General features: G+C 63.4%; 22 protein-coding genes. 11 read left to right on the top strand and 11 right to left on the bottom strand.

Translation table 11 applies throughout. From position 1 onward, the window contains the following. Position 1: 1 nt before the first annotated feature. The 8 genes from GVL04_RS09640 to GVL04_RS24660 all read right to left on the bottom strand — a co-directional run bounded on the left by GVL04_RS09640 (position 2) and on the right by GVL04_RS24660 (position 6877). A complete protein-coding gene (locus GVL04_RS09640; protein WP_159703159.1) occupies positions 2-484 on the bottom strand; it encodes a ribose-5-phosphate isomerase in 483 nt (160 codons plus the stop codon). Further along, positions 481-2247, bottom strand: a complete 1767-nt coding sequence (dhaL, locus tag GVL04_RS09645) for a dihydroxyacetone kinase subunit DhaL (RefSeq protein WP_159703162.1) — start codon at positions 2245-2247, stop codon at positions 481-483. The genes GVL04_RS09640 and dhaL overlap by 4 nt, the downstream gene beginning before the upstream one ends. 4 nt (positions 2248-2251) lie before the next feature. Then, the gene (locus GVL04_RS09650) at positions 2252-3253 is read right to left on the bottom strand and encodes a sugar phosphate isomerase/epimerase (protein WP_159703165.1); all 1002 of its coding nucleotides are present in this window, start codon (positions 3251-3253) and stop codon (positions 2252-2254) included. A 201-nt stretch (positions 3254-3454) separates the two neighbouring features. Then, positions 3455-4153 (bottom strand): GntR family transcriptional regulator, encoded by a 699-nt coding sequence (locus GVL04_RS09655; RefSeq protein ID WP_159703168.1) that lies wholly within the window; start codon positions 4151-4153, stop codon positions 3455-3457. A gap of 143 nt (positions 4154-4296) precedes the next feature. Next, a complete protein-coding gene (locus GVL04_RS09660; RefSeq protein ID WP_159703171.1) occupies positions 4297-5367 on the bottom strand; it encodes an alkene reductase in 1071 nt (356 codons plus the stop codon). A 104-nt stretch (positions 5368-5471) separates the two neighbouring features. Beyond that, positions 5472-6095: an SIS domain-containing protein gene (locus GVL04_RS09665; protein ID WP_235036234.1), complete on the bottom strand. Its 624-nt coding sequence runs from the start codon at positions 6093-6095 to the stop codon at positions 5472-5474. Between the two features lie 28 nt (positions 6096-6123). Next, the gene (locus GVL04_RS09670; RefSeq protein WP_159703174.1) at positions 6124-6630 is read right to left on the bottom strand and encodes a hypothetical protein; all 507 of its coding nucleotides are present in this window, start codon (positions 6628-6630) and stop codon (positions 6124-6126) included. A 106-nt stretch (positions 6631-6736) separates the two neighbouring features. After that, the gene (locus GVL04_RS24660) at positions 6737-6877 is read right to left on the bottom strand and encodes a hypothetical protein (protein WP_235036235.1); all 141 of its coding nucleotides are present in this window, start codon (positions 6875-6877) and stop codon (positions 6737-6739) included. Between the two features lie 502 nt (positions 6878-7379). Between GVL04_RS24660 and GVL04_RS09680 the strand changes: the two genes are divergently transcribed. Continuing rightward, a complete protein-coding gene (locus GVL04_RS09680; RefSeq protein ID WP_159703180.1) occupies positions 7380-8555 on the top strand; it encodes a zinc-dependent alcohol dehydrogenase in 1176 nt (391 codons plus the stop codon). A gap of 24 nt (positions 8556-8579) precedes the next feature. Here GVL04_RS09680 and GVL04_RS09685 read toward each other — a convergent pair whose 3' ends face one another. Next, positions 8580-9566, bottom strand: a complete 987-nt coding sequence (locus tag GVL04_RS09685) for an SDR family oxidoreductase (RefSeq protein WP_159703183.1) — start codon at positions 9564-9566, stop codon at positions 8580-8582. 108 nt (positions 9567-9674) lie between these two features. Here GVL04_RS09685 and GVL04_RS09690 point away from each other — a divergent pair, with 108 nt between their 5' ends. Further along, the gene (locus GVL04_RS09690) at positions 9675-9860 is read left to right on the top strand and encodes a CsbD family protein (protein ID WP_018777112.1); all 186 of its coding nucleotides are present in this window, start codon (positions 9675-9677) and stop codon (positions 9858-9860) included. 154 nt (positions 9861-10014) lie between these two features. Here GVL04_RS09690 and GVL04_RS09695 read toward each other — a convergent pair whose 3' ends face one another. Beyond that, a complete protein-coding gene (locus GVL04_RS09695) occupies positions 10015-11742 on the bottom strand; it encodes a cytosine permease (RefSeq protein WP_159703186.1) in 1728 nt (575 codons plus the stop codon). A 193-nt stretch (positions 11743-11935) separates the two neighbouring features. Here GVL04_RS09695 and bioB point away from each other — a divergent pair, with 193 nt between their 5' ends. Next, positions 11936-12970: a biotin synthase BioB gene (gene bioB, locus GVL04_RS09700; RefSeq protein WP_159703189.1), complete on the top strand. Its 1035-nt coding sequence runs from the start codon at positions 11936-11938 to the stop codon at positions 12968-12970. A gap of 8 nt (positions 12971-12978) precedes the next feature. On the opposite strand, the gene GVL04_RS09705 is transcribed toward bioB, so the two are convergent. Next, a complete protein-coding gene (locus GVL04_RS09705; protein ID WP_159703192.1) occupies positions 12979-13167 on the bottom strand; it encodes a hypothetical protein in 189 nt (62 codons plus the stop codon). Between the two features lie 14 nt (positions 13168-13181). On the opposite strand from GVL04_RS09705, the gene GVL04_RS09710 reads away from it, so the two are divergent. The 8 genes from GVL04_RS09710 to GVL04_RS09745 all read left to right on the top strand — a co-directional run bounded on the left by GVL04_RS09710 (position 13182) and on the right by GVL04_RS09745 (position 20917). Beyond that, the gene (locus tag GVL04_RS09710; RefSeq protein ID WP_159703195.1) at positions 13182-14507 is read left to right on the top strand and encodes an adenosylmethionine--8-amino-7-oxononanoate transaminase; all 1326 of its coding nucleotides are present in this window, start codon (positions 13182-13184) and stop codon (positions 14505-14507) included. Beyond that, positions 14504-15673 (top strand): 8-amino-7-oxononanoate synthase, encoded by a 1170-nt coding sequence (locus GVL04_RS09715; protein WP_235036236.1) that lies wholly within the window; start codon positions 14504-14506, stop codon positions 15671-15673. Before GVL04_RS09710 ends, GVL04_RS09715 begins: the two co-directional genes overlap by 4 nt. Then, positions 15670-16353, top strand: a complete 684-nt coding sequence (gene bioD / locus GVL04_RS09720) for a dethiobiotin synthase (protein ID WP_159703198.1) — start codon at positions 15670-15672, stop codon at positions 16351-16353. Before GVL04_RS09715 ends, bioD begins: the two co-directional genes overlap by 4 nt. Next, a complete protein-coding gene (locus tag GVL04_RS09725) occupies positions 16350-17513 on the top strand; it encodes a cytochrome P450 (protein ID WP_159703201.1) in 1164 nt (387 codons plus the stop codon). Before bioD ends, GVL04_RS09725 begins: the two co-directional genes overlap by 4 nt. Positions 17514-17522: 9 nt before the next feature. After that, on the top strand, positions 17523-18014 hold the full coding sequence (locus GVL04_RS09730; protein WP_159703204.1) for a very short patch repair endonuclease: 492 nt from the start codon (positions 17523-17525) through the stop codon (positions 18012-18014). A gap of 336 nt (positions 18015-18350) precedes the next feature. Next, the gene (locus GVL04_RS09735) at positions 18351-18731 is read left to right on the top strand and encodes an Hpt domain-containing protein (protein ID WP_159703207.1); all 381 of its coding nucleotides are present in this window, start codon (positions 18351-18353) and stop codon (positions 18729-18731) included. A gap of 90 nt (positions 18732-18821) precedes the next feature. Continuing rightward, complete coding sequence (locus GVL04_RS09740; protein WP_017197698.1) at positions 18822-19421, top strand: helix-turn-helix domain-containing protein; 600 nt, start codon at positions 18822-18824, stop codon at positions 19419-19421. 164 nt (positions 19422-19585) lie between these two features. Next, complete coding sequence (locus tag GVL04_RS09745) at positions 19586-20917, top strand: MFS transporter (protein WP_159703210.1); 1332 nt, start codon at positions 19586-19588, stop codon at positions 20915-20917. The last annotated feature ends 7 nt before the right edge of the window (positions 20918-20924 follow it).

Raw genomic sequence — 20924 nt, forward strand, 5'->3', positions numbered from 1 at the left:
ATCAGACTGCCTTCGTGTAGTCGGGCTCGTACGAGCAGATGGCGTCCACCTTGGCGGCGGAGGATGAGGTTTGGTCGAAGCGGTGGCCCAGCCACTCCCCTACGAGCTTTTTGGCCAGTTCCAAGCCAATCACCCGCTGGCCGAGGGTGAGGACCTGGGCGTTGTTGCTGAGCACCGAACGCTCCACGGAGTAGCTGTCGTGGGCGGTGACGGCGCGGATTCCGGGGACCTTGTTGGCTGCAATAGCCACACCGAGCCCCGTGCCGCAGATCAGGAGTGCCCTGTCTGCTTCGCCCTCGGCCACTTTGCGGGCGGCGTCAACGGCGACGTGCGGGTACGCGGTGGAGTCGTTGAAACCGACGCCGACGTCCGTCACCGATGCCACGCGCGGGTCCGCCTCCAGCAAGGCGAGGAGTGCCTGCTTGTACTCGACTCCGGCTTCGTCATTGCCAACGACGATGCGCCAGCCTTGGGTGTTGCTCATGCTTGGGCTCCGTTTCCGGCCGTTGCCGACAGCTCTCCGGCTGAGGCAACCGTGGCCAGTTGTGAATCGATGAACTGCGAAATCCTGGCTGCGATGAGCCCGAAGGAGACCGCCCCGGGGTCGGGATGGCCCAGGCTCTTCTCCGCGAGGGGACGGGCCCGCCCCTTGAGTGGACGCAGGTCCGAGGTCTTCGCGGCAGCTGACTCGGCCGCAGCAGCGGCAACTGCCAGGGCCCGGTCAACGGGGGCGCCGCCGTCGAGCTCCGTCAGGAAGGCATCCCGGAACGGCAGGAGCGCGTCCACCATGGTCTTGTCCCCGGGCTCGGCCTTGCCGAGTTCGGTGATGGCGCGGACGAAGGCTTGGACCACGGCCGCCGCGTCCTGCGCTCCGTATGCGTCCCGGTTGCCCAGTGACTGTCCGGCGGCGATAACCGCCGAGCCCCACAGGGCTCCGGACGTACCGCCGGCCCGTTCGCTCCAGGCCTCGCCCGAAGCGGTCAGGATCCGCGCTGCGGACGAACCGGACACGCTTTCCGCGGCCGCCGCCGCGGCATCCACGCCACGGCGCATACCGATGCCATGGTCGCCGTCGCCAGCAATGGCATCAAGCTTGCCGAGTTCCTCTTCATGCTCGACGACGACGTCCCGCACCTGGTTGAGGATGGCAACAGCCAACCGCCCGAGTTCAGCCGCAGCCGAGGTGGCCTGCTCTGCGTCGGCTGTTTCGACGTCGTCGATTACCGCGTCAGCGCGAGGTGCGCGGGGCGCCATGCTGCCCTTGCGGAACGCCGGGGTGTCGGCGGGTGCAGCCCAGTACTGTTCCAGTTCTTCGTCCAACCACAGCAGGGTAAGGGACAGCCCCGACATGTCCAGGCTTGTCACCAACTCGCCGCATTCCGGTTCAACGACGGTGAGCCCGGCCGCGGTGAGCAGCTTTTCCACTTTGCCGAACAGCAGGAAGAGTTCGTCATACTTCACTGTGCCAAGGCCGTTGACGATGGCGACCACGCGGTTACCGGCGTCCTCGGGCTTGTCGTTGAGGAGTTTCGAGACGAGAAGTTCGGCCAGCTCGGATGCTGTAGGCATCGCGTGCTCGGAGATGCCGGGCTCGCCGTGAATCCCGAGGCCGAGCGACATCTGTCCGGCCGGAACGTGGAACAGCGGATCCTTGGCGCCGGGCAGTGTGCAGCCGTCAAAGGCCACCCCCAGCGAACGGGTCCGGTAGTTGGTCTTGATGGCCAAACGCTCGACGTCGTCAAGGTCCAGTCCCGCTTCAGCCGCGGCCCCGGCGATCTTGAAGACCGTCAGGTCACCGGCAATGCCACGGCGTTTCCCGAGTTGCCCGATCGGAGCACTGGCGATGTCGTCAGTGACGGTGACCGTGCGTGTCTCGATGCCCTCGGCGTTAAGCCGGAGTTGAGCCTGGCCGAAGTGCAGGACGTCGCCGGCGTAATTGCCGTAGCTGAGGAGGACTCCGCCTCCGGCGTTGGCAGCTTTGGCCACCCGATACACCTGGCCGGCGGCCGGGGAGGCGAACATGTTCCCGCACGCCGAGCCCGTCGCGAGTCCGGGTCCGACGAGTCCGGCGAACGCCGGGTAGTGTCCCGAGCCGCCGCCGACCACCAACGCCACCTGACCGGCCGGGACCTCCGTGGAGCGGACGACGCCGCCATCAACGCGGGCAACATAGCCACGGTTGGCAGCAACGAAGCCGTCCAACGCTTCATCGGCGAAGTCTGCCGGGTTGTCGAAAATCTGTGTCATGTTCCTAGACTCCTGCGAGCTGCGTGGCCGGTTCCTGGCGTCCCTGCGCTACCTGGCTCGTGCCGAGTTCATAGCCCTCGGTCTTGGGCAGGACGTGGCGGCGGAGGTAGTCCTGGTTGCTGGCTGTGACGCTGAGGCCGTCGCCGCCGTAGTGCTCGGTGCAGAGGATGCCTTGGAAGCCCACGGAGAGTGCCAGCTTGAACGCTTCGCGGTAGTTGATGAGTCCGCTTTCCATCGGGGCGGGCATGGTGATGTAGCTGTCGCGGGCTACATCCTCGTCCCGGATGTAGTTCTTCATGTGCCAGTAATTCGAGTACGGCAGGGTCTTGGCCACCATCTCGCGCCAGTCCTCGATGGGCCGGTGCAGGCGGATGAGGTTGCCGAGGTCCGGGTTGAGGCCCACGTTGGCCAAGCCGATGTCCTGGACCAGCTGAACCGAGGAGTCAGCGGTTCCGAGGTAGGTGTCCTCGTACATTTCCAGCGAGATCAGCACCCCGGACTCAGCTGCGTGCTGGCCGAGCTCGCGAAGGCGGGAGACGGCGTTTCCCCAAGCTTCCTTGTCCCCCACCGGGTCCTTGTAGCCCTCGACGGTCCAGAACCACAGCTGCTTCTGCTGCTCCGGCGTGATGGCCTGGTGGAGTCCAAAAGATACGACTTCGCAACCGAGCTCCGCGGCGGCGTCAATGGTCCGGTGGCTGTACGCCAGGTTATCGGCCCAGTCCGTCGCGTGGATAACGCTGCGGCGGATGGCGGAGATGACCGGAACACCGATGCCCACTTCATCAGCGGTCTGCTTGAACTCGGCGAGGCGATCCTTGCTGAGATCGCCGGGGCGAACCCAGCTGTCCGTGAGGTCCGCGTTGGCGAAACCTGCGTCCTTCACTTCCTGGAGGACCGAAGCCCAAACGGAAGCGTCGGCGTCGTTGACCTGCTGCCCCGCGGCGTCGGTGCCGGGGAACTGCAGGAGGGCCGCGGTAATGGGCCAATTCTCGGCGGTGTACGCCATGACGATCACTCCTTCGTGGAATCCTGTTTCCTATAGGATTTACGAATCAAGCAAGACTGTCAACCCTTTTCCGGAACTTCCTAGATCCTATATGTCTTACATATGCATGTGAAGGGGGTCACTGAACGCACAAAGAAGGCCCGCCGGCGCAGCCGGCGAGCCCCCTATCTAGCCCCTTATTAAACCCAGTTCAGCCGCGGGTTAGTCCTCCGGCGCGTCAGCCATGGCCCGGCCACGAACCTTTTCAACGTGGTCAACCATCATCTCCGCGGCCTTTTCCGGGTCACCGCCGGTCAGGGCGTCGAGCACAGCCTGGTGTTCTGCAATGGCTTGCTCGGCATCGGTGATGCCCACTCCCCCGAACAGTCGGAAGCGCTGGATCTGGCCGCCGAGGGTGTTGTAGGCCGCGAGCAGGAACTGGTTGTTGGCCTGCGCGGCGATGAGCTGATGGAATCGTTCGTCTGCCTCAAGGTAGCTGCGGTACTCGGCAAACGTGCCCCCACGAGGGGCGGTCTTGAGATCCTCGACGGCCCGCTTCAGGGCATCCAATCCTTCGGGCGTCATCCGGGAACATGCCAACTTGGCATTAACAGGCTCGATGGACAGGCGGGCTTCCATGAGCTCCGCAAAGTCCTCCCGGGTGAACACTGGAGCCACCCGGTAGCCCTTCAGCGCAACGCGCCGGACCATGCCCGTGTGCTCCAGGCGAGCCAGGGCTTCCCTTACCGGAGTGGGCGAAACGTCGAGTTCGCGCGCCATCCCGTCGATGCTCACTGCCGCCCCGGGCTCCAGTCGGCCGTCCATGAGCCACTCAAGGAGCGCTTCATAGACGTGGTCGGCCAACACTTGGCGGCTGACGGGAAAGCCAGCGCGGGCAACAGCCGGGGAAGGATCAGACATGCCACAAATCCTATAGGAAAGCAGGTGCGGAGCCAGTCACATTCCGTGCGGCTGCCACAGGTTAAACCACGACGTCGGCACCCGGGCAGGCGCCGACGTCGTCGTTTTGCTGAGGTGCTTTGGGCTACTAACCGGTGGAGAACTTAGTTCGCGTAGAACGGGTAGTCGGTGTAACCCTCGGCGCCGTCGGCGTAGAAGGTGGAGGCATCCGGCTCGTTCAGCGGCAGGCTCTCGCGCCAGCGGCGGGCGAGGTCCGGGTTGGCGATGGCGGGGCGGCCGACCACCACGGCGTCCGCGAGGCCGCCTTCGATGATGGCGAAGGCTTCGTCGCGGGTCGTGATTTCGCTGAAGCCGGTGTTGACCAGGAACGTCCCATTGAAACGCTCCCGGAGGTCCTGGACCAGGCTGCTCTTGGGGTCGTGGTGCAGGATGCTCAGGTAAGCGAGGTTGAGCGGTGCGATGGTGTCCACCAGCACTTCGTATGTTGCCCGGACGTCGGCGGCGTCAGTTTCGGCGATGCCCTGCACGTTGTGCTCCGGAGAAATCCGGATGCCCACACGGTTGGCACCGAGGGCTTCCACCACGGCGTTGACGGTCTCGATCACGAAGCGGGCCCGGTTCTCCGGGGAGCCGCCATAGCTGTCCGTGCGGATGTTGGAATTCGGGGCCAGGAATTCGTGCAGCAGGTAACCATTGGCGGAGTGGAGTTCCACGCCGTCGAATCCTGCCTCGATGGCGTTCTTGGATGCGGTGACGATTTCCTGGATGACACCCGGCAGTTCGTCGGTACGGAGTTCGCGCGGGACCGGGTACGGCTGCTTGCCGCTGGGGGTGCGGACTTCGCCTTCGATGGCGACAGCGCTGGGACCGACGATCTCATTGCCGCCCGTGATGTCCGAGTGCGAAACGCGGCCGCCGTGCATGACCTGCGCGAAGATGCGCCCACCCTCAGAGTGAACGGCCTCGGTGACTGTCTTCCAGCCGGCGATCTGTTCCTCACTGACGAGTCCGGGCTGTCCCGGGTATGACTGGCCTGCCGGAACCGGGTAGGTACCCTCGCTGACGATCAGCCCCAGGGAAGCCCGCTGCCTGTAATGCTCGGCGATCAACGGACCTGGCACGCCATTCTGACCCGCACGAAGACGCGTCAAGGGCGCCATCACCAGTCGATTGGAAAGTTCAAGCTCGCCAAGGGCCAGAGGGGAAAACAGCATGCGCAGTTCCTTTCAGAATGAATCAGGTTCACTCTGCCCAACTGCAAGGCGTCTGCAACTATTCCGATGGAGGCGCAGATCACACGTCCGCGTCAGGGCGGGGGCTACTCCAACTTGCGCTGTTTCAGTGCGTCGTCGAAGCACTCACAGAGGGCCAGCACCGCGACCAGGTGCGCTTCCTCCGCGTGGGCGGGGTCCGTGTTGACGCAGATGGCCTCATTGACCGACTGGGCCAGGTCCTTGGATTCCTTCCCGGTGAGGGCCCATACCCGCGCTCCACCCGACTTCGCGGCGGCAGCAGCATCCCGGAGGTCGTCGGTGATTCCTTTTGCGGCGAGCAGCACCACGATGTCTCCCCGGCGGACTTGAGCCGAGATCTGGGCACCAATGCTTCCCGTGGCCCCATCAGGTCCGCCGGCGCCTTTGGGGATGTAGATCGCTTTGAAACCGGAACCGTCTCCGGGATCATGGGCGGCAAGCTCAGAGGTGAACCTCTGGGCCTCGTGCGAAGACCCATCGCTGCCCGCGGCAAAGACAGTTCCACCGCGCAGTCTGACAAGTGCCAGCTCCTCGCCCCATTCGGCAAGCCTGGAAGATTCCCGCCGCAGGGCCGCTACTGCCGGGCCGATCTCCCCCAAATGCCCCAGAACGACATCAACCGCGTGCCGGCTCGCCTTCGACTCAGCCGAACGCACCGCCTGACCTGTTCGTCTCACCACGATGCTCACTTCCTGCCTCCTTTCCTCCTCCACTGAACTATGAATTCCTGTCACCCTCGCGCGTTGAACCCTCAGTGGGCGAACCGTCACGCACCGTACTGTCACGTCCGGTGCGGTCGCGCGTCAGGCGCTCACCGTCGTCGCCCCTTGCTTGGTCCCGATCAGTCGCGCGGTCGGTATGGCCAGCGCGATCCCGGTCTGTACCGCCGTCATCCTTGACGTTGGGGTCCAGCTTGTCAGCATGACGAAGGTGCTCTTCGACTCGCTCGTGCGCTTCGCCGGCCTTCTCCGCGTGGCGTTCCGCGTCCTTGCGGAGACGGTTCGCCTCGACTTCCGCCTGGAGCGCGGCCGCTTCAGCCTGTGCCGATTCGGCTTTCGCTTGGTGTGCTCCGATGGCTTCCTCGGCTGCTTTCTCACGTAATTCCTCGGCCCGGTGTCGGTTCATCTCCGTCTTCTTACGCCGCCCAATCACCACAGCGACAATCACCACAGCAATAACGACGACGGCCACCACGATGATGAGAACCAGTTGTCCCGTGTCCATATGCATTACCTCCTGATGGGCGGCTTTGATAGGCGCCGCTCGTGGCCCACGCTGTGCTTGATCCTCGAGGTGTACCCCGATCAGGGGACCTCGAAACGACGGGCCCTCAGGCCGGCAGCTCCATCCGGAAGCCGCAGCGGCATTGGATCACGCGCGTCTTCAGGTATACGTCCAGCAGGCCGTCGTCCACGTCGTCGGTGGTTATGGGTGCGTACACGCTTCGGGTGGACGATTTCGCGAACGTCATGGGTTCGCCACAGTGAAAATACATCCCACCGAATTGGAGCAATCCGGACACGCTTCCGCTGCGGTTAAGGACCGCGGCAACGTCATGGAACGCAGCGTTGTGGGCGTATGATGCCTCGCACGCCAGGCATCTATAGGACACCCAGACCATCAAATCGCCGGCATGCGGGTCAATGGATTCGATGGTTTCCAGATCCAAATGATCAGCGGACCGGCATTGGCGGCACCGGAGGGGTTCGGCGTGGGGACGGATTGCATCCCCTGGAACCAGAGGGTTTTTCATTGACGGCAATGCGGACACTCCTCGGTCATCTCTGCCCGAAACTCTCCCTTGCCCACCATGTTAACACCGATGGTCAGATTACTTATGGGTTTTAACTGCTGCCGTTTCGGGATGCTCCCGGAAGGCTCCCGAGCCTTGTGCGCAGGTGACATCTCTGCTTCGCTGGAAGGGTCTCCAGCAGGGCGGGACCCACCCAGCCGAAACGCAGGGAGAACCAATCATGAAAGCAGTGACATGGCAAGGCCGGCGCTCACTCAGTGTCGAAGACGTCCCTGATCCCACCATCCAGGAGCCAACGGACGTGATAGTCCGGATCACGTCCACAGCCATCTGCGGCTCAGACCTCCACTTGTATGAAGTCCTTGGACCTTACATGCACAAAGGCGACGTGATTGGCCATGAGCCTATGGGAATCGTGGAAGAAGTCGGCTCAGGGGTTCACCGGCTCAAGAAGGGCGACCGCGTAGTGGTTCCGTTCAACATCTCCTGTGGTCACTGCTTTATGTGCAATCAAGGCCTCCAATCGCAATGCGAAACCACACAGGTCACGGCGAAAGGATCAGGGGCGGCACTTTTCGGGTATTCGGAGCTTTATGGCTCGGTTCCCGGTGGGCAGGCTCAATACCTGCGCGTTCCCTTCGCAGATTACGGCCCTATCAAAATCGACTCGGATGCCCCCGATGAACGCTTCCTGTTCCTTTCGGACATCCTGCCCACCGCATGGCAGGCAGTTGAATATGCCAACGTGCCCGAGGGCGGCACCCTGGCAGTCCTCGGGTTGGGTCCGGTGGGGCAGTTCGCCGCCCGGATCGGCGTCCACAAAGGCTTCCGGGTGATCGGCGTTGACCCGGTTCCCGAGCGTCGTGCGATGGCCGAGGCACATGGCGTGGAAACCATGGACTACAGTTCGGACGTCTCCAAGCAGATCCGGGAGCAAACACTGGGACGCGGTCCCGATGGCGTGGTGGACGCAGTGGGCATGGAGGCTCACGGATCCCCCGTGGCGTCCTTCCTCCACCGGGCGGTTTCTTTGCTTCCGGACAAGCCGGCGCAGGTTGCGATGGAGACAATGAGCGTCGATCGGCTCGCCGCACTCCACACCGCAGTAGATATGGTGCGCCGTGGCGGGACGGTTTCGCTCAGCGGCGTCTATGGCGGCCAAGCGGACCCCATGCCGCTGATGACCATGTTCGACAAGCAAATCCAGCTCCGCATGGGCCAATGCAATGTGCGCAGCTGGATTGATGACCTGCTCCCCTTGGTAGAGGACGACGCCGATCCGCTGGGAGTCATGCATCTGGTCACCCACACAGGCTCGCTCGATGAGGCACCGGCCCTGTACGAGAAGTTCCAGAAGAAGCAGGACGGATGTATCAAGGTGGTCCTCAAGCCCTGAGACTGACGCTTGAAACCTGGACGGTCAGGCCAAGTGCTTCCCACCCGTGACGCCAATGACCGATCCCGAGATAAAGCTGGAATCCTCACTGGCCAACAACACGTACGTTGAGGCCAGTTCGGCAGGCTGCCCCGCACGGCCCAGCGGAGTGTCCTGCCCGAACGTCTGGATCTTTTCCGCGGGCTGGGTGGGCGGCTGCAGCGGGGTCCACACCGGCCCGGGGGCCACCGCGTTGACCCGTATCCCCTTCGGCCCCAGTGATTCGGCCAAGGAAAAGGTCATGCTGTTGATCGCTGCTTTGGTAGCGGCGTAGTCGATCAGGGTTGGGCTTGGGTGGTAGCCCTGGATGGACGAGGTGTTGATGATTGCGGAGCCGGGCTGCAGATGAGGCAGGGCTGCCTTGGTGAGCCAGAACAGGGCATAGACATTGGTCTTGAACGTCCGGTCAAACTGATCGCTGCTGAGGTCTTCGAATCCCCGGCCTGTTGTCATTTGGAACCCTGCGTTGTTCACCAGGACATTGAGCCCACCGAATTCCGTAATGGTCTGGGCAATGACTTCCTGGCAGAACTCTTCGTCCCGCAGGTCGCCTGGTAATGCCAGCGCCCTGCTGCCGGCGTCTTCAATCAGCTGGACCGTGTGCTCGGCGTCCTGCTCTTCTTCGGGCAAATATGTGAACGCCACATCGGCACCTTCCCGGGCAAAGGCGATGGTCACAGCCTTACCGATTCCGCTGTCACCTCCGGTGATCAGGGTCCGGCGACCCAGCAGGCGCTGGTGGCCAACATAACTTTGCTCGCCGTGGTCGGGCCGTGGGTTCATGGCATCGGTCCAGCCAGGATAATCCTGGGACTGTGGCTCGAATTCTCCCGAAGGGTACTTGGTGCGGGGATCCGAGGGCTCCTCGTCAGGATCGTAGGACCCGGAGGCCACAGTGTTGACCAAGGCCATGGCGATGTCCTCGTCCAGGTCGGTCTTCTCCGTTTGGTCGTTCCGGATCTCCTCAGCCATGGTCTCAGTGTAAGCATCCTGACTATTTTTGGAGTCCTTTCAGGAAGTACCCAGAATTGCTCGATAGCCTAGTAATTGTCAACGTTGGATTACATCGAAGGAGGGCCCATGGGACTCGGAGACAAGATCAGCAACAAGGCACAGGAAGTCACCGGCAAGGCGAAGGAAGCCTTGGGCGACGCCACCAATAACGAGAAACTGCAGGCCGAGGGCGTCGCTGACCAAGCGGCCGCTAAGACCAAGCAGGCCGGCGAGAACGTCAAGGACGCCGCAAAGGACGCCTTCGACAAGTAAGCCTCACAGCAATACACAGCACGAAAACACACAGCAAAACGCCCCGGCTCCCTTCATGGAAGCCGGGGCGTTCGCGTGGACCCAAGTAAGTCGCAGTTAAGCGCGTTATGAGCTCTCAAAACGCGCTTAACTGCGACTCAGTTGGGTAAGGAACCTACTTCTGGGCCGGGAGCACCAGCTCGCCCGACTTATCCGTGGACAAGGCGAGGGACGAGATGTACTGGGGTTCGCCGTCGGGCCCGTCCTGAGCTGAGCGGAGCATGTCCGGGCGTTCGAACTCAAGGCCCGTGACGTGGCAGAGAAGCTTCTCATCGCTCGGATTGCCGTCGGCGTCGAACATGGGGAGGTCGATGCCGTCGTCAGTACGGCGCAGGTAGTAGCGGCCCTTCGTGGCAAGGGCGAGCACAGGCGGCAACACCAGGGCAAGGCCCACCGCGAAGATGGGCGAGAACGGCTGGACACCGGAACCGAACGCCCCGAAGAACACCGCGATGGAGACCCCGGCTGAGACCAGCATGGACACGAAGCCCACCGGGTTCACGGCGTAGAGCATGCCTCGGCGGAACTCCGGAACCTTTGGCGAGATCTTCAGCAGGTACTTGTTGATCGCGATGTCGGAGGCCACCGTGACCACCCAGGCCATGGCGCAATTGGCGTAGAAACCCAGGATGGTGTTGAGGAACTCGAACATGTTCGACTCCATCAGGATCAGCGCGATGACCAGGTTGACCACCACAAACACCATGCGGCCCGGGTAGGTCTTGGTGATGCGGGTGAAGGAGTTGGTCCAGGCCAGCGAACCCGAGTAGGCGTTGGTGACGTTGATCTTGATCTGGGAGATGACCACCAGCACCACGGCCAGTGTCATCGCGAGCCACGCCGGCATCATTTCTTCGTAGACGCCCAGGAACTGGTGGACGGGCTCGTTGGCGGAAGACGCTGCTGCGGGGTCGAGCTTGGCGATGAGGTAGATCGCGATGAACAGGCCAATGATCTGCTTGATGGCACCGAAAATGACCCAGCCCGGTCCGGCGAGGATCACTGCGCGCCACCAGGCACCCTTATTCTCGGCGGTCTTGGGCGGCATGAAGCGAAGGTAGTCGATCTGCTCAGCGATCTGCGCCATCAGGGACAAGCAGACGCCCGCGGCCAACATCACCGAGGCAAGGTTGGGTCCACCCTCGCCGGACGCGCCCGTGAAGGCAAAGAAGGCATCGATGCTCTCCGGGTGCGACAGCAGCAGGTAGCCAACGGGAACCACCATCAGCAGCAGCCAGAGCGGCGTGGTCCACACTTGCAACGTGGCCAGCGTCTTCATCCCATAGATCACCAAGGGAATGATGATGATGGTGGACACTGCGTAGCCGATCCATTGAGGGATGCCCAGGCCAAGTTGCAGCCCCTGGGCCATGATGGAACCTTCGTGGGCGAAGAAAATGAACGTGAAGGTGGCGAAGATGATGTTGGTGACCACCGAGCCGTAGTAGCCAAAGCCCGAGCCTCGGGTGATGAGGTCAAGGTCGATGTTGTATCGGGCGGCGTAGTAGGCAAGCGGGAAGCCCGTGGCGAAGATGATCACGGCCGCAACAATGATGCCAAAGATCGCATTCACTGTTCCGTACGCGATGCCGATGTTCGCGCCGATCGAGAAGTCGGCCAGGTAGGCAATACCACCCAGCGCGCTCGTGGCCACAACACCGGCACTCCACTTCCGATAGGAGCGCGGGGCGAAGCGGAGCGTGTAATCCTCCAGGCTCTCCTTCGCTGCACTCATTGCGTCGGTGTTGGCGGCTGCTGGAGCACCCGTAGTGCCGATTCCGACGGCGGTGCTTGCCGCCGTCGTTGGCTCCAGTGTGGCGGTACTCGTCTTGTCGTCGATCATTCGTGGTCGCTTTCGTCGGGGTCTGTGCCTCGCCCCCGACGCTAGTCACGCAGCGCGTCAATTCAGTCACGTCCATGTTTCACAGCTGTAACTTCTGCACCAGGGCTTTGGGTCGTCAAGTCCAAAATCAACCACCCGCGTTTGTACGCACCCCACAAAATCGCCCTTCACCAGCGCGGATACCGTCAAGGACATGAGCACCCAAGCAACCCAAGAATCCCGGGAAACCAGCACCTACGCCATCCTGGACGCCGCCCGCGAGCAGGTCCTCGAACGCGGCGAGGGCCTGACCGAGGCCCAGCTCATCGAGATCCTTGAGCTCCCCGACGACGCCATCCCCGCGGCCCTGCAACTCGCCCACGAGGTTCGCCTCAAGCACTGCGGCGAAGACGTGGAAGTGGAAGGCATTATCTCCATCAAGACCGGCGGCTGCCCCGAAGACTGCCATTTCTGCAGTCAGTCCGGCCTGTTCGACTCCCCTGTCCGCGGTGTCTGGCTGGACATTCCGGAGCTGGTCAAGGCCGCCAAGGAGACCGCCGCCACGGGGGCCACGGAGTTCTGCATCGTCGCAGCCGTGCGCGGGCCCGACATCAAGCTCATGAACCAGATCAAGTTCGCGATCGACCGGATTAATGAAGCAGTTGACATCAACATCGCCTGCTCGCTTGGCATGCTGACGCAGCGCCAAGTGGACCAGCTGGCCGAATGGGGCGTCCACCGCTACAACCACAACCTGGAAACCGCGCGCAGCTACTTCCCCGAGGTGGTCACCACCCACAGCTATGAGGAACGCCTGGAAACCTGTGCCATGGTCAAGGCTGCCGGCATGGAACTGTGCTGCGGCGCCCTGATCGGCATGGGCGAATCAGTGGCCCAGCGCGCCGAACTCGCAGCCCAACTCGCCGCCCTTGAACCTCACGAAGTCCCGCTCAACTTCCTCAACCCGCGCCCCGGAACACCTCTGGAGAACCAAGGCATCATGGACGGCAAGGACGCCCTCCGTGCCATTGCTGCGTTCCGGCTCGCCATGCCCCGCACAGTGCTCCGCTATGCAGGGGGCCGTGAACTCACCCTCGGCGACCTGGGCACCCGCGAGGGCCTGCTCGGCGGAATCAACGCTGTCATCGTGGGCAACTACCTCACCACACTGGGCCGCCCCGCCAACGCCGACCTGAACCTGCTGGTGGAGCTCAACATGCCCATCAAGGAATTCCAGAAGTCGCTGTGACCAGCGCACTAGGCCAGCAGTACTGCGGCCACTGCGGCGGTGGGGGCGAGGGCAGCGGTGAGGGCCCGACGTCGAACTCCCACCAAAACTGCCAACAGCGGCTGGCGATGGAGCCGCCGCGCTTCTGCCCGCAGTGCCGCCGCCGCATGAAGGTCCAGGTGACTCCGCTGGGGTGGACCGCGGAGTGTTCCAGGCACGGAAGGCTGGCATCATGAGCTCGCTGATCGAGCGTGACCGCGCGAGCCTATGGCACCCCTACGCACCTGCCTCCGCGACGCTTCCCCTGTGGGAGGTGGAAGCGGCCGACGGCGTGGCGCTGCGGCTTCGCGACGAACAGGGGCGCACGCATGAGGTGCTGGACGCGATGTCATCGTGGTGGTCGGTGATCCATGGATACCGGAACCCCGTCATGGACGCCGCCATCCAACGCCAACTCGCGGGTTTCAGCCACGTGATGTTCGGCGGGCTCACGCACCAACCTGCCGTGGAACTCGCGGAAAGCCTCCTGACCATGGCACCGGGCGAACCGGCAAGGCGCTTGGAACGGGTGTTCCTGGCAGATTCGGGATCCATCGCCGTGGAGGTCGCGCTCAAACTGGCGGTGCAATTCCAGACCGCGGGCGGCCGGCCCAAGCGACAGCGTTTCCTGACCATCCGCGGCGGCTACCACGGGGACACGTTCGCGGCCATGGGCGTGTGCGATCCCGTGGACGGCATGCATTCGTCGTTCCCCGGCCTGCTGGCAAGCAACGTCTTCGCTCCCCGGCCACCCGCGGCTGCCACGGCCACGCCAGCGGCCATTGATCAATGGCGTAGAGCCGTGGAGGAACTGGCCAGGAAGCATTCCAACGAACTCGCCGCGATCATCGTGGAGCCACTGCTTCAAGGCGCCGGCGGCATGTTCATGTACCCGGCCGAGTGCGTTCGGATCCTGCGCGGGATCGCGGACCACCACGGATTGCTGCTGATCCTGGACGAGATCGCCACGGGCTTGGGGCGAACCGGTGAACTTCTTGCTGCGGACCATGCAAGCGTTGTCCCGGACATCCTGTGCGTCGGCAAGGCGCTCACCGGAGGTTACCTCACCCTGGCCGCGACCCTGTGCACGGGGGAAATCGCCCGGCGAATCTCCAGCGGCGGGACAGGTGCGCTCCTGCATGGCCCCACCTTCATGGCCAATCCCCTGGCGTGCGCCGCCGCCAACGCAAGCCTTGGCATCCTTGCCACGGGAGCCTGGCGCGAGGATGTGGAGCGCGTTGGCACCGCACTTGCGGAGGGTTTGGCTCCGGCGTTGACGCTCGACGCCGTTGCCGACGTCCGCACCTTCGGCGCCGTGGGCGTCATCGAGTTGAGGGATGCGGTGGATGTCACCGCGGTGACGAAGGCCGCCGTCGACCACGGCGTATGGATTCGGCCGTTCCGGAACCTTGTCTACGCGATGCCGCCATACATCACCACGGCCGCGGAAGTGCGCGCGATGGCCGCAGGGATGGTGGCCGCCGTGGCGGGAACCTCCCACCAGAGGGTGGCCGCGTGAGTATCGCCATGGCCAAGTGGCTTCAGGATCAGGCGAGGGTCCGCGAGCGCCGGGGCTTGGTGAGGACTCCCCACGTTCGCCGGGTGAACCACCGGATGATTGACCTCGCCAGCAACGACTACCTCGGCTTGGCCACGGATCCCAGGCTGGCCGAAGCCGCACGGGAAGCAATCGCGAAGTGGGGCACGGGCGCCACGTCGTCGCGACTGGTAGCGGGCACCACCCAGCTGCACCTGGAGTTGGAGCACGGGCTCGCTGAGCTCACGGGGATGGACGCCGGGCTGGTCTTCTCCTCCGGTTACCTCGCGAACCTTGGAGTCACCACCGCCCTCGGCGGCCCCGGGGCATTGATTGTTGCCGACGAGCAGTGCCATGCCTCGCTGATCGATGGCTTCCGGTTGAGCCGCTCCGAGGTGAAGGAGTCCAGGCACAACAGCGTGGCGGACACGGCGGAGAAACTGGCCAACCGTACCCAGCCGCGGGGGATCATCGTTGTGGAGTCCATCTACAGCGTGGGCGGGGATGCGGCACCGCTTCTGGAACTCCTGGACCTGGCGGAAGCACATGACGCCGTGCTGCTGGTTGACGAAGCCCACAGCCTGGGCGTCGCGGGTTCCGGGACAGACGCCGGACGTGGCGCAATCGCAGGAACCAGATTGGCCGGCCATCCCAACGTCATCGTCACAGCCACCCTGTCCAAGGCACTTGGCAGCCAAGGCGGTGCTGTCCTGGGCTCGTCCTTGCTCAGGGAACACCTGGTGAACAGGGCCCGGAGCTTCATCTTCGACACAGCACTCGCTCCCCCGGCGGCGGCCGCTGCGCTCGCTGCCATCGGCGTCGTGCGTTCCGAACCGTGGCGGGCAGCGGCCGTCCACCGCAACGCAACTGCCATTGCTGCCCAACTTCAGCCTGCGCTGGAGGGGCTCGGCAACGCCGTCGAGCGTTCCGCCGGAGCAGTCCAGTCCTTCCCGATGCCCTCCGCTGCGAAGGCTCTCGCTGCCAGCGAGGCCGCCCATGCGGAGGGCGTCCTTGTGGGCTGCTTCCGTCCACCGTCCGTCCCGGATGGGGTGTCCCGTCTTCGGCTCACGGCCCGGGCCACCCTCACCCCTGCTGACATCGACCACGCCTGTGCAACGTTGCGCGGCATTCTGGAGAGAACTTCATGAAACTGCCTCCCATCATCCTGGTCACCGGCACAGATACCGGTGTCGGCAAGACCATCACGACGGCGGCCATCACCGCCGCCCTTCATCACAGGGGGCGGACGGTTGCCGTTTACAAGCCCTGCCAGAGCGGTAATGTGCTGGGCGATTCGGATTGCGCCGAGGTGGCACGCTTGGCGGATCCGCTCACGGCGGAGGCCGGCGTCGTTCTCCAAGAACCCATGGCGCCCGTCCCTGCAGCCGCTCTGGACGAGGTCACCCTGCCGCGGCTGGACGTTCATGCCGAGCGGATCCGTGAGCTGTCAGCGGGACACGATCACGTGCTGGTGGAGGGCGCCGGCGGTCTGCTGGTGGAGTTGGACCACGACGGCGGGACGCTGGCTGACCTCGGCACGCACCTTGGTGATGCGGCTGCTTTTGTTGTGGTCGCGCGGCCCGCCCTGGGCACCTTGAACCACACGGCGCTGACGCTGGAGGCCTTGGACCGCAGGAGGTTAGCTGTGGTGGGTGTGGTTCTAGGAAGCTGGCCAGTGACGCCAGGAGCGGTGGAGCGGAGCAATCGCGCGAGCATCAACTCGTGGCCTGTTCCACTCCTTGGTGCGGTTGGCGCTGGGGCGTCGGCACTGGATCCTGCCGATTTCCGTGCCCGTGCGTCCGCTTGGCTTGAGGGGTTGCCGGCATGAGCGCGGCAATAACCACCGAAGTGGGTCTTTCCGAGTCCGGTGTCTGTCCTTACCGGGTGCTCCGGAACCCGGATACTGTCCGCGAAGTGCTGCACAGGCCGCAGGATTTCAGCCCGGCCAACGCGCTGCTGGCCGTGACGCCGTTGAGCGGGCGGGCGCTGCGGGTGCTGCAGAAGGCCCGGTTTGCGCTTCCGCCGGTCCTGGCCAGCAACGACACGGGGACACACGCAGGCATCCGCAAGGTAGTGGCGGGTTTCTTCACGCCAGCCAAAGTGTCAGCGATGGAACCGCGCGTCCGCGCCTTGGCGCGCGAATCAGCTGCCCGTGCCGCGCAACGGCTGGCTTCCGGAGGGAGTGTGGACCTGGTGCAGGCCGTGGCCGCCGATCCCCCGGCCATCGTGATGCTGGAGATGCTGGGTTTGCCGGTCCGCGACGTGCCGGCGTTGAAAGCGTGGAGCCTGGACTCGTTGGAGTTGTTCTGGGGTTGGCCGGATGAGGACCGGCAACTTGAGCTGGCCCACAGCGCCGCAGACTTCTACTCCTGGCTCAGGGAACTGGTGCTGGAATCCGTGGCTTCGCCGGAAAACAATCTCTTCAAAGCGCTGGCCCGCCACGGTCTCAGCACACCCGAAATCTGCTCCCTGGGCTATTTCCTGCTGATCGCCGGACAGGAGACCACCACGCAACTGATCAGCACCACGTTGTTCCGCCTGGCCGAGGGGTCCCGTGGCATCTCCTGGTGCGAAGCCGCTACAGCTCCCAAGGCCCGCGACCTGGTCCGACACGTCCTTGCAACTGAGTCTTCCGTGCCCACGTGGCGACGGGTGGCCAGCCAGGACACGGAGCTGGACGGTCAGCGTATTCGGGCGGGAGAGGAGATTCTCTTGGAGCTGACGGGCAATCACGGATTCCCTTGGGCTGAAACAGCCGGCATTGAAACAGCCGGTACCGAACGTCCGGGCCCCACGCCCTTCGGACTCGCCTTCGGCTCCGGGATCCACCGGTGTCTGGGCGCCAAACTCGCCGAGCTGGAGGCCGCCGTCGTCGTTCATGAAACGGCCGCTGCCCTCAAGGGTGTCCGACTACGGGACTCAAACCCGGAGTGGCTCCGGTTGTTGTCTTTCCAGGCGCCCCGGACAGTGGTGGTGGCGCCTGGGTAGGCTGGGGGTATGGGCGAGAGCCGGGACCTCCTGACGCCTGAGCAGCGCAGCCGCAACATGTCCAAAATCCGCGGCAAGAACACCAAACCTGAGTTGTTGGTCCGCAAGCTCCTGCACGCGAAAGGGTACCGTTACAGGCTTCACGGGCAGGCCGGGGCGGCGAAGCTGCCGGGGCGCCCGGACCTGGTGTTCGCGGGACGGCGCAAGGTCATTTTCGTCAACGGCTGTTTCTGGCATTTCCATGACTGCCGGGTAGGGCAGCATGCGCCAGCGGCAAATGCTGGGTTCTGGGAAGCCAAGCGGACCCGGACCCGCCTACGCGACGCCGAGCAGCGGGAGCAGCTGGCTGCGGGAGGCTGGGACGTGCTGACGGTATGGGAGTGCCAGCTGAAGGACCGGTCAGTACTGGAAGACCGGCTGACGGAGTTTCTGGATGGGCGGCCTGCAAACCCTTCCGGCTACCGCGTGGACGGAGCAGACGGGGCGGACTTGACCGACTGATCAGTGGCAGCGGGGTGGGTGCTCTGTTCCCAGAGTGCGAACGCTGCGGTGCCACCGATGCCAAGGAGAACGGTCATGCAAAAGACAATAATGACCATGAGGCCTGGTGCTGGACGAGCACTACTGTTCATGCTGTTTCCCGTTCCTTGGTTCAAGCCTGGAATCCCCCAGATCCGCGTTCTTTCATCTGCTCGTCCCTACTCTGTGGGCCTGCGATCAAGACTCCCTCTGAGTCCGCTCAAGATTGGATCAAGCTTTCGTTTTATGGCGCGTCCGCAGTTCAACGGGTCCTACTGTTGAATCGTGAATCTATTGTTTGGAGGCGGGAGGAGTCTGGTGTCTGAGTATGACGAGTGCACAGACGCCCTGGTGGATCGCACCGTCCTGACCGAACTCCAGGCCGAGCTTGGCGGAGACCAAGCCATCATCTGCGCCTTCGTGCGGAACTACGTAGCCCTCCTGCCGTGGCGGGTTTCGCGGCTTCATCGTGCCTTGGAAAACCTGGACATGGAAGAAGCCATGGACGCTGTTCTGAGCTTGAAGACGTCCAGCCACATGGTGGGTGCCATCTGCATGAACCGGCTGGCCACCGAGCTTGAGATCAGCATCCGGCTCCTGCCCAACGCGGACCACCTGGACGAACTCGCTCCGCAGGTCAGCGAAATCGACCGGTATGTTCGCGGGACCATCAGTGAGCTCGAAACACCACTCCTGTAAATTTCTTCACCTTATTGAAGAGAAACCATTGACTCGCTAAAGATCTTCACTATAGTTGTGTGAGTTAGCTCACCAACGAAGGATGCGGCAATGACTACCGAGACTCCTGCTCCACCGGCCACCAGCGAACTGTTGGCGACCGTCGGGAACAAGGTGCGCACCATGCGCAAGGCAAAGGGAATGACCTTGGCCCAACTCTCGGACATCACCGGGCTCAGCCAGGCGATTGTCAGCCAAATCGAACGCGGCATGGCCAACCCTTCCTTCACCACACTCGCTCAATTGGCCCACGGCCTGGACATCCCGGTGGGAAGATTCTTCATCGGCCAGGAAGAATCCAAGTCTCCCGTGGTCCGCAGGTCCGATCGACGCAACCTTAAGAACGTCACCCGCGAATCCGTGGGTGAAGCAGTGCACGAGCTGCTCACCCCGAACCGCGACGGCAGCATCGAAGCGCAGTGGATCAGTACGCCCCCAGGGCACGACACCAGCGACACCCCTTTTACCCACAGCGGTGAAGAGTTCTGCTACATCATCTCCGGCCGTAAGGACGTCTATCTCGACGGCGTCTGCTACAGCCTCGAAGAGGGCGACTCCATCACCTACTCCTCAGAGATCCCCCACTGGTACAAGAACAGCTACGAAGAGGTATGCGTAGCCATCTGGGTCAACGCACCACACGCGTGGTAGCCCTGCCGCCCCGACACGGCGCCAGCGTTTTCCCTTAACTGTCCGGACACGACACCGTGGCCGCTGACAATCCTTGCCACTTTCGCATCAAGCGCCTTCTCCAACAGGCGTTCCTGCGTCATACCCTCCCACGCCCTCCGGGGCGTCAGCGTAAGGACACTTCCATGCTCGACACCACAACGACGGACAACGTAGTCCCGTCACCAAGCACCACCCCTTCATCTTCCCAAAAGAACGCAAAATTCACCCCGGAGGTCCGCAAAGGCCTGCTCGGCCTGGGCCTCGGAAACGCCTTGGAGTGGTACGACTGGATGGTCTTCGGACTCCTGTCCGCCTTCATCGGCCCCAACTTCTTCCCCAACACCGATCCGCTCTCCGCAACGCTGAACGCCTTGGCCGTGTTCGCCGTCGGATTCGCCTTCCGTCCCTTGGGCGGAATCCTCTTGGGAACCCTGGCCGACCGCATCGGCCGCCGGCGGGTCATGCTGCTCTCCATCATGCTGATGGCCGGAACCACGCTGATCATCGCCGTCACTCCAAGCTATGCAACCATCGGACCCGCTGCAGGAATCATCCTGCTGGTATGCCGCGTCCTGCAAGGCATTTCCACCGGCATCGAGGCTCCGCTTTCCACCTCGCACGCCGTTGAACTCGCCCCGGAGGGTCGGGAAGGCTACGTGGCCGGCATCATGTCCTTCTACGTCAACATCGGTATCCTGCTCGCTTCGCTCATCAGCTTCCTCTGCAGCCTGGTCCTCGGCGGAGCCGCCATGGCCGACTGGGGCTGGCGCGTACCGTTCATCATCGGAGCCCTCTTCGGATTCGTGGTCCTCTACCTCCGCCGCTCCCTGCCGGAAACGCTCAAGGCCGAGGAAATGGCCACCAACACTCCCCGCGCCGTCTGGTCCGGAGTCCGTAAGCACTGGCTGTCCGTCCTTGCCATCATCTTCGTGGTGGGCGCGGCCCAGGCCTACAACTACGCCTGGAACGTCGGGCTCCCCAGCGCAGCACGCAGCGGGTTCAAGGAAGATCCCACCGCAGTCTTCGCCCTCACCACCGTCCTGGGCGTCATCCTGGTGGTCGGCAGCTGGGTTATCGGCAAGCTGGCCGATGGCAAGGCAATGTCCAAGTGGTTCCTCGTCACGCGAATCCTTGCCATCCCGTCCGTGTTCCTCATGCTGATGTACGTCCAGCCGGGCATCGGCGGATTCGCAGCAGTCCTCCTGGGCGGCTCCATTGTCCTGGTCCTGAACATGACCCTCTACAACGTGGTCAGCTCGTCCCTGATGCCCAAGAACATCCGAGGCACAGGCGTGGCCCTGGGCTACGGCATCGGCGTCGCCCTCTTCGGCGGCACGGCTTCCTATCTTCTGGTCTGGTTCCAATCACTGAACATCAGCTGGGTCTTCCCGGTCTACGTAGCCGCCCTCTCCATCCTCAGCATCGTTTTCTACCTCGCCGCACGCCGCTCCAACGGCATCTTCGTCGGAAAGTAAGGACTCA

Source organism: Arthrobacter sp. 18067, from assembly GCF_902706295.1.
In the GTDB taxonomy this organism is placed as follows: Bacteria; Actinomycetota; Actinomycetes; order Actinomycetales; family Micrococcaceae; genus Arthrobacter.